This is a genomic window from Pseudoxanthomonas sp. CCNWLY206-1, from assembly GCF_039710385.1.
In the GTDB taxonomy this organism is placed as follows: domain Bacteria; phylum Pseudomonadota; class Gammaproteobacteria; order Xanthomonadales; family Xanthomonadaceae; genus Pseudoxanthomonas_A.
In genome coordinates this window covers 354,589-361,570 of record NZ_JBDKXI010000004.1, presented here as the reverse complement: position 1 = coordinate 361,570, position 6,982 = coordinate 354,589, and the positions used below count along the sequence as shown (strand labels likewise).

At 61.4% G+C, this 6,982-nt stretch carries 5 protein-coding genes; 2 read left to right on the top strand and 3 right to left on the bottom strand.

Annotated elements, in window-relative coordinates; genetic code table 11:
* Positions 1-680: 680 nt before the first annotated feature.
* Complete coding sequence (locus tag AADW18_RS11920; RefSeq protein WP_337343603.1) at positions 681-1,754, bottom strand: alpha/beta hydrolase; 1,074 nt, start codon at positions 1,752-1,754, stop codon at positions 681-683.
* A gap of 88 nt (positions 1,755-1,842) precedes the next feature.
* Entirely contained in the window at positions 1,843-2,946 is a 1,104-nt protein-coding gene (locus tag AADW18_RS11915; protein ID WP_337343602.1) for an alpha/beta hydrolase, read from the bottom strand.
* 253 nt (positions 2,947-3,199) lie between these two features.
* Here AADW18_RS11915 and AADW18_RS11910 point away from each other — a divergent pair, with 253 nt between their 5' ends.
* Positions 3,200-3,577, top strand: coding sequence for a hypothetical protein (locus AADW18_RS11910; protein ID WP_337343601.1), 378 nt, complete (start codon positions 3,200-3,202; stop codon positions 3,575-3,577).
* Positions 3,578-3,843: 266 nt separating this feature from the next.
* Complete coding sequence (locus AADW18_RS11905; RefSeq protein WP_337343600.1) at positions 3,844-4,980, top strand: acyltransferase; 1,137 nt, start codon at positions 3,844-3,846, stop codon at positions 4,978-4,980.
* A gap of 155 nt (positions 4,981-5,135) precedes the next feature.
* On the opposite strand, the gene AADW18_RS11900 is transcribed toward AADW18_RS11905, so the two are convergent.
* A complete protein-coding gene (locus AADW18_RS11900; protein WP_337343599.1) occupies positions 5,136-6,584 on the bottom strand; it encodes a M23 family metallopeptidase in 1,449 nt (482 codons plus the stop codon).
* Positions 6,585-6,982 lie beyond the last annotated feature (398 nt).

Here is a 6,982-nt window from a genome sequence, read left to right as displayed (position 1 = left end):
ACCTCAGGCCTACGTGACTCAACCGGGCCCGCCTCCCAAGTAGGATGCGGTGAGCAAAGCGAACCGCATCGATCGTGCATGCGGATCCAGGAAGTTGTCCTCTGGCAGACAGAACGCGAACGTTCCGGTGCGCCTTTGGCTTACCGCATCCTACGGACGTCTATCACCTCAGGCCTACGTGACTCAACCGGGCCCGCCTCCCAAGTAGGATGCGGTGAGCAAAGCGAACCGCATCGATCGTGGATGCGAAGACAGGAAGTTATCCTCTGGCAGACAGGACGCGAACGTTCCGGTGCGCCTTTGGCTTACCGCATCCTACGGACGTCTATCACCGCAGGCCTACGTGACTCAACCTGGCCGGCCTCCCAAGTAGGATGCGGTGAGCAAGCGAACCGCATCGATCGTGGATGCGAAGACAGGAAGCTATCCTCTGGCAGACAGAACGCGAACGATGCGGTGCGCCTTTGGCTTACCGCATCCTACGGACGTCTATCACCTCAGACCTACGTGACTCAACCGAGCAGGCCTCCCAAGTAGGATGCGGTGAGCAAAGCGAACCGCATCGATCGTGCATGCGGAGCCAGGAAGTTGTCCTCTGGGAGACAGAACGCGAACGATGCGGTGCGCCTTTGGCTTACCGCCTCCTACGGACGTCTATCAGCGACAGGGTGGGAAAGCGCCTACTTTCCCAGATGCTTGTCGAAGAACTTCACCATCACCGCATAGGCTTCTTTCGACTCGGGCAGCTCCGGGTCGGAGAAGAAGGAGTGCCACATGCCATCCCAGACGTGCAGGTCGGCTTCCACACCCGCGTTGGTAAGCAGCCGCTGGCTTTGCAGCACGGAACTCATGGCGGAATCACGCGTGCCGGTGATCAGCAGCGTCGGAGGGAAGCGCTTCAGCATATCGGGTGAGTTGGCCGGCAGCACCAGCGGGTCGGTTTCATCGGCGCCCTTGAAGTAAGGCAAGCGCTTGGTGAGTGGTATCGGGCCGCTACCCACCGGGTCACCGCTGAGCGCCGGGGAGACGTACGTGGAATCACCGCCCAATGGCGCGATGGAACCGCAAAAGGTACCGATGGCGCCGGGTACCGGAATGCCGTCCTTGATCAACCGTGCCACGACCTCGCCCGTCAGGATGCCGCCGGCGGAGCAACCATAAATGCCGATGTTCGCAGCCGAATAGGTTTTCAGCAGCTCTCTGTACACCTTGACTACGTCCTCGGTAGCCGCAGGAAAGACATGTTCCAGTCCTTGCCGATAATCAACGCCGATGACCTTGATCTTGCCAAGCGCCGCCACCGGGATGGCTTCCACCAGCGCGCCGCTATGCGCACCCCACAGGAAAGCGCCGCCGTGCAGGTTGATCAGCACCCGTTGCCGATTGATCGGCGCGATGCCATCGGCGGGCTCCACGACATCCGCACCCACGCCTGCGATCGTCTGCGCGGACAGCTTCACCGGATAGAGCTTCTTCATGCGCTCGGCGCGACCGGCGTTGATCTGGTCGTAGAAGCGGCGTGGCGCTTCGATGCCGCCTTCCCAGCCCGGCGTCTGCTTGTTTTCCACCAGCATCTCGCGAAATCGCTTCAACGATTCCGGCGATGCGAACGTGGAATACGGCACGCTGAAACTGGGCAGCGCCATGCTGCCATCGGCACCGGCGACAGGACCCGGAGACGGAGGCGACTCTGCACCGTAGGACACATTTGCCAAGCTCAATAATCCGGCAAGCAAGAACACAGATGCACGCATGCTGTTTCTCCGTGATGGCCTTCGCCATAGGTGAATGTAGCAATCGGGGGCGGTGCCCCCGTCGACAATCCTGAAGCGACTTATGGGACTACGGGGCTTCCACCGTCAACGGGCGCACGTATTCCAACAGGCTGACCAGGGTCTTGCCGGGTTCTTCCCATGGCGCCATGTGGGCGGAGCGTTCAAACCAGATGGCTTGCTTGTATGGGGCTTGCACCTGATCCATCCACCGCGCGGTGGGCTCGGAGGGTGTGGTGTAGTCGTGGCGGCCCATCAGCATCACCACCGGTATGGGGAATCTAAGTACGCCGGTGAAATCCACTTCCAGGAATTCCGGCATCAGCTTGTCCAGGGTGAACACGCTGCCCTGGTTGATCGCGCAGCGGTCGCGATCGTCGTAATCCGGCGACAAGCGCGGGGCGCGGAAGTAGTAGTTGGAATCCTCTCGAAAAGCGGTCAGGCCGCCGTAGAACTGCGGCCACTTGCGCGCAATGATGATGCGTTCGCGAGTGATCGGCTTGTCTCCCGGGTACGGGCCGATGGATTCCAGTTCGCGCAGAGCTTCCGCATTACCGTGTGCCCTCGCCTGTGCCAATCCGTACTCGTAGCTGATGCGCTCGTTCTCGCGGGTGTTGATGACCTGGCCGATACCGACGTAGGCATGGAACAGATCCGGCCGCTTCAGCGCCGCATGCATGCCAACCACCGTGCCCCAGCTGTGGCCCATCAGGATCAGCTTCTGCTTGCCGTAGCGTTTGCGCAGGTGCTCGGCCACTTCGATGGCATCGTCTACGTAACGCTGTATGTGGATGGTGTCGGCGATCTTTTCCGGTGCCGTAATGTTGAAAGTCTTGCCCGCGCCGCGCTGGTCGTAGTTGGCGATGGTGAAGTATTCCTCCAGCGGCCGCTGGAATTGCCACTGGCTGGGCGTGATCGGTGCCGCTGGCCCACCGTGCACGAACAGCACTAGCGGGTTGCCGCGGTCCTGCCCGCGCACGTTGATCCACTGGTCGACGCCGCCTATTTTGGTGGCGTACGCCTCTTGCACGCCGGTAGGCGCGACTATCCTGCCGAGGTCGCGGATGATTTCGCGCGCGGGCTCATAAGACGACCTGTCGGGGCAAGCCTCCTGCGCTTGCGCGAATGGCGACAGTGCCGCCAGCAGGGCAACGATGGACAGCGAAGCTTTCATAAGTGGTTCCTGATATGGCACGACCAGTATTGACATGACGGGTGACTCGCTTCCCGTGTAGATCGTCATGTTCCGTCGTAGCGTGCGTTATGCACATGGATGGAGGCGGATCGCCGCAGGCATGGGGTGGGCGCGTCGACGTGCGCACAGCGCACGCTGCCAAAGGCGGCCATGATCAATACTACGTCTGGGCAACGGATATCCAGATACGATAAAGCGTCTTGGAACGAACATTCTTCCCCGGAGCGATTCGATGATCCAACGCCTGTGCATTTCACCTTTCTCGCCACTGCTCGCAACCGCCGTGGCGCTTGCCGCACTTTCCGGTTGCGCCACGGTCCCCGCCGGCAGCGCGATGTCCGTCGGCCAAGAGGCGACCATCGAGGGCAATGTCGTCAGCGTCAACACTGATCCATGGGCCTACGACGGCAACGCAGTGGTGATGGTGTCCACCGCCAAGGGCGACGTCCGCGTGCAACTTCCCGCACGCTGGAATCTGTGCAAGGCACAACCCCTGGACGATATACAGTCGTTCGAACCCAACGACCGCGTGCAGGCCGTTGGCACGGTAACCGGCCCCGGCGAGATGGTGGTATGCGGACAACCGGAGCATCGGCTGACCGAGATGTAGGCAGCTACGTAGGATGGGTCGAATCTTGGTTCATTCGTAACGCGATGACCGTCACGGCACAGGCCTGTGGACCGTCACTTTCGTCGACCCTATATCCCCTACAATCCTTCGACGGCGACGCTGTGCCTGTTCCCCCAACTGTTCCAGGCATAAGCCAAAGCGCCCTCGTTGATCGGCATGTGCAAGAAAGCGGACGCCCTGTAGCCGCGCGACGCGTCGTGCGGATATGAGTGCGATTGACTCAAATAGTCACGGAGCCACCCCCCATGAGCCCCGAACAACGCATCGATTCGTTAACCGGTATTCGCGGGATGGCGGCATTGCTGGTCGTCTACGCACACTTGGCCGAGGAACATTTCTTCGCCATCAGCGGGCTGCATCCCGGCGAGATGGGGGTGATGGTGTTCTTCACCCTCAGCGGCTTCCTGATGGCCTTTCTCTATGGTGGCAAGGCATTCGATTATTCCGCCGTCGCCCGCTACGGCATCTCCCGTTTTTCGCGCATCGCGCCCGCGTATCTCACCGTGGTGGTGGCGTCGTATCTGATCTACAACCTGATCGACGCTGATTTCGTCTACGCCATCACCCATCAGAACCTCATTCGCCACCTGGCGTTCTCGGGCAATGTGTCGGCGTTATGGAGCATCCCGCCGGAGGTTCAGTTCTACGTGATCTTCGTCGGGCTGTGGCTGGCGCTGTGGGCTTTCAGAACCCGCAACAACGCCGCCCTGCTGGTGCTGGCATTGACCGCCGTCTTCACACTGATGGCCTATCGCGGCGCACTGCCTGGCACGTTCGTCGGTTCCAAGATTCACTACTTCGTTGTTGGCGTGGCGTTTGGTCTGTCGCGCAGCCGGGCTCAGGCGGGTGTCGGCCTGACTTCCCTCAGCTGCCTGCAAGCATTGGCGGTGGTGGTGATCGGCCTGGTGGTGACCGGCGTCGTCGGGCTCGACCTCGGTACCAAGCGCGAGCTGTACCTCGATCTTGTGCCCGCGCTGTTCGCCGGGGTCTTCGTGTTCCTGTTCTCGTTCGACACCGGCCTGAGCAAACTGCTGTTCGGCAACCGCGCGATCACCATGTGCGGCGAATGCAGCTTCTCGATGTACCTGCTGAACCTGCCGGTGATCTACATCGCTATGGTGTTGATGGGCGATATGCCACCCACTCCCGCATTGGCTGTCCCGGTCACGGTGGCGATCCTGCTGGCGGCTTGGGCGATGTATCGATGGGTGGAACTACCTGGTGCCACGCTGTTGCGTGGACTGGGAATGCGATTGCTCGTCAGGCCACCCGCGGTGGCGGCTGTCGTCATGGCGCCTGTCATTGAGGAAGCGTTCGTAGAAGAACCGCTCGCCATGGACACGCTCTCGATTGACACGCCAGGTGCCGAACAAACCCCGTGATGCGCTAGCGGTCCGAAGCGCGGCACGCAAACAAGGGGACGGCTGGGCTGTTGGTCAACCCAGCATCCTGCGTCACGCATCGAAAGCGCTGGGTTGATAGAGCCAACCCAGCCTGCGATCGTCGTCTTGATACCTGTCGCGCCTTCTCGGGCGCCCTACTTCCAGCCCGTGGTCCAAGTGCCTTCCCAGATGATGTCGACGCCGCTCGCGTCGTCCTTGAAACGGACTACCTTCGCCTCGCCACTACCCAGCTTGTAAAGAAGAACGTGGCCCTTCCCGTCGATCAGCATCGGCGAGAACGCCGTCCAGCCCTTGCTCCAGCTCATGTCGCCGGTGATCTCGACACCCTGGCCGTTGGCCTTGAGCTTGATGAGCTTCGCGTCTCCCGTGGCGGCCTTGTAGCCGAGCAGGAACTGCTGGCCCATGTGGGAGACGGGAACCAGATTGGTCCATCCCTTGGTCCACGTCCCCGTCCAGACGCCAACTGCCGCGACGCTGGTACCGCTGCCGGTGATCTCGTCGATCTCAACTTCACCGGTACTGCCTTTGTACAAAAGGACGAACTGTGCGCTGCCCATCTGGTAGGGGATGAGCGCCGTCACTCCCTTATCCCAGGTGCGCTTGTAGACACTCGTCGTGCCATCGCCTGTCGCGCTGATGCGGTCGATGTTGGCGTAGCCGTGGACCGAGTCGTACGCAATGAAATACTTGTCCCCGGCCAGCGTCAGCGGGACGAAATCCGTCCAGCCTTTGTACCAAGTGTTGCTACTGAGCGTGGTCACGCCTGCCCCATGCAGGTTCAAGCGCAGGAAACTAACTTGGCCGGTAGATGACTTGTAGACGATCGCGTGCGGATGGCCGCCGGTCGCCAGGCGATAGGGCATGAAGTTCGTCCAACCCGTACTCCACTCCCCGTCCCAGGTCGACGTTATGCCGGTGCCGTCAGGATCCATGCGGACAATCTTGGTCTCGCCGGAACCCGACTTGTAAAGCAACTTGTAGTGGTCGCCGCCCTGCGTCCAGCCCATGAAGGTGTTGCCGGCGCAGTTCAAGCTGATGATCTTCTCGGCGCTGCTCTTGCCCCAGGTGCCATAGGAGCTCTCGTTGTCCGCGTGCGTTTTGATCAACGCCCCGGCGAAGGCGATCCGCACGGCTTGGTTGTCTTGCAGCTGCGTGTAGTGCTGGTGGATCGCGTCCGCGCCGCTCTTGCCCGTGCGCCCGATCTGCTCGCCCTGGGCTATTTCCCGCCCGACCGTAATCGGCAACGGGCTCTCTGTCTCAAGGTGGATGTAATGGGTGACCCAACCATCGCCGTGATCGAGATAGACCCGGTACTCATCATTCACCATGCCCGCGAACGTCACCTTGCCGGCGGCGGAAGCGAGCACGGGCTCGCCCGCGCCGATGTTGGCCAGGTTCTCGTCGCGCACGGTGATATCGATGCTGTCCTGGTCCGGCCAATGACCGTCATAGGTCGACGCGTCCCATATCTGGCCGCATTTGGCCGGGAACTGGAACAACGGGCGCGGGCCGGCGGCATGCGCCGAGGGCATCGCGTTGACGAGCAGTATCGAACTGAGCAGGAGTGTCGTTTGTAGCTTCATCGTTCTTCTACCTCAAAAAGTTGTCGGTTGTGTACGACGGGATCGGACGCCGGATGTCGAGCAGTCCAGGGGCGCTTTGGCGTGACCGGACTCGAATCGGAGCGGCGTCTTGGCCCCGTTCATCCAAGTAGTCGCGAAGACGGAAAGAAACCCGCCACTTGCTGTGAAATGGGGCTGGGGGGGGATTGGGCGCGGCGGCCGGTGGAACGTGGTGGGCTGCGTGCTTGTGTAGGAGCGCCGTCCCGGCGCGAGCTCTTCGCCTTTATCGCGATCTGCCGGCTTCGCTTTGTTGCGATCTGACGAGAAGAGTTCGCGGCGGGGACGTCGCTCCGCGCCGCGCCCCGATGGCTCCTCGGCACACGCGATCAGGAACGCGCCGCAGCGCGTCAAGATGGCGA

Coding starts and splice junctions, on each gene's coding strand:
- AADW18_RS11920 (WP_337343603.1), bottom strand. CDS start 1,754: ATGCGTGCATCTGTGTTCTTGCTTGCCGGATTATTGAGCTTGGCAAAT.
- AADW18_RS11915 (WP_337343602.1), bottom strand. CDS start 2,946: ATGAAAGCTTCGCTGTCCATCGTTGCCCTGCTGGCGGCACTGTCGCCA.
- AADW18_RS11910 (WP_337343601.1), top strand. CDS start 3,200: ATGATCCAACGCCTGTGCATTTCACCTTTCTCGCCACTGCTCGCAACC.
- AADW18_RS11905 (WP_337343600.1), top strand. CDS start 3,844: ATGAGCCCCGAACAACGCATCGATTCGTTAACCGGTATTCGCGGGATG.
- AADW18_RS11900 (WP_337343599.1), bottom strand. CDS start 6,584: ATGAAGCTACAAACGACACTCCTGCTCAGTTCGATACTGCTCGTCAAC.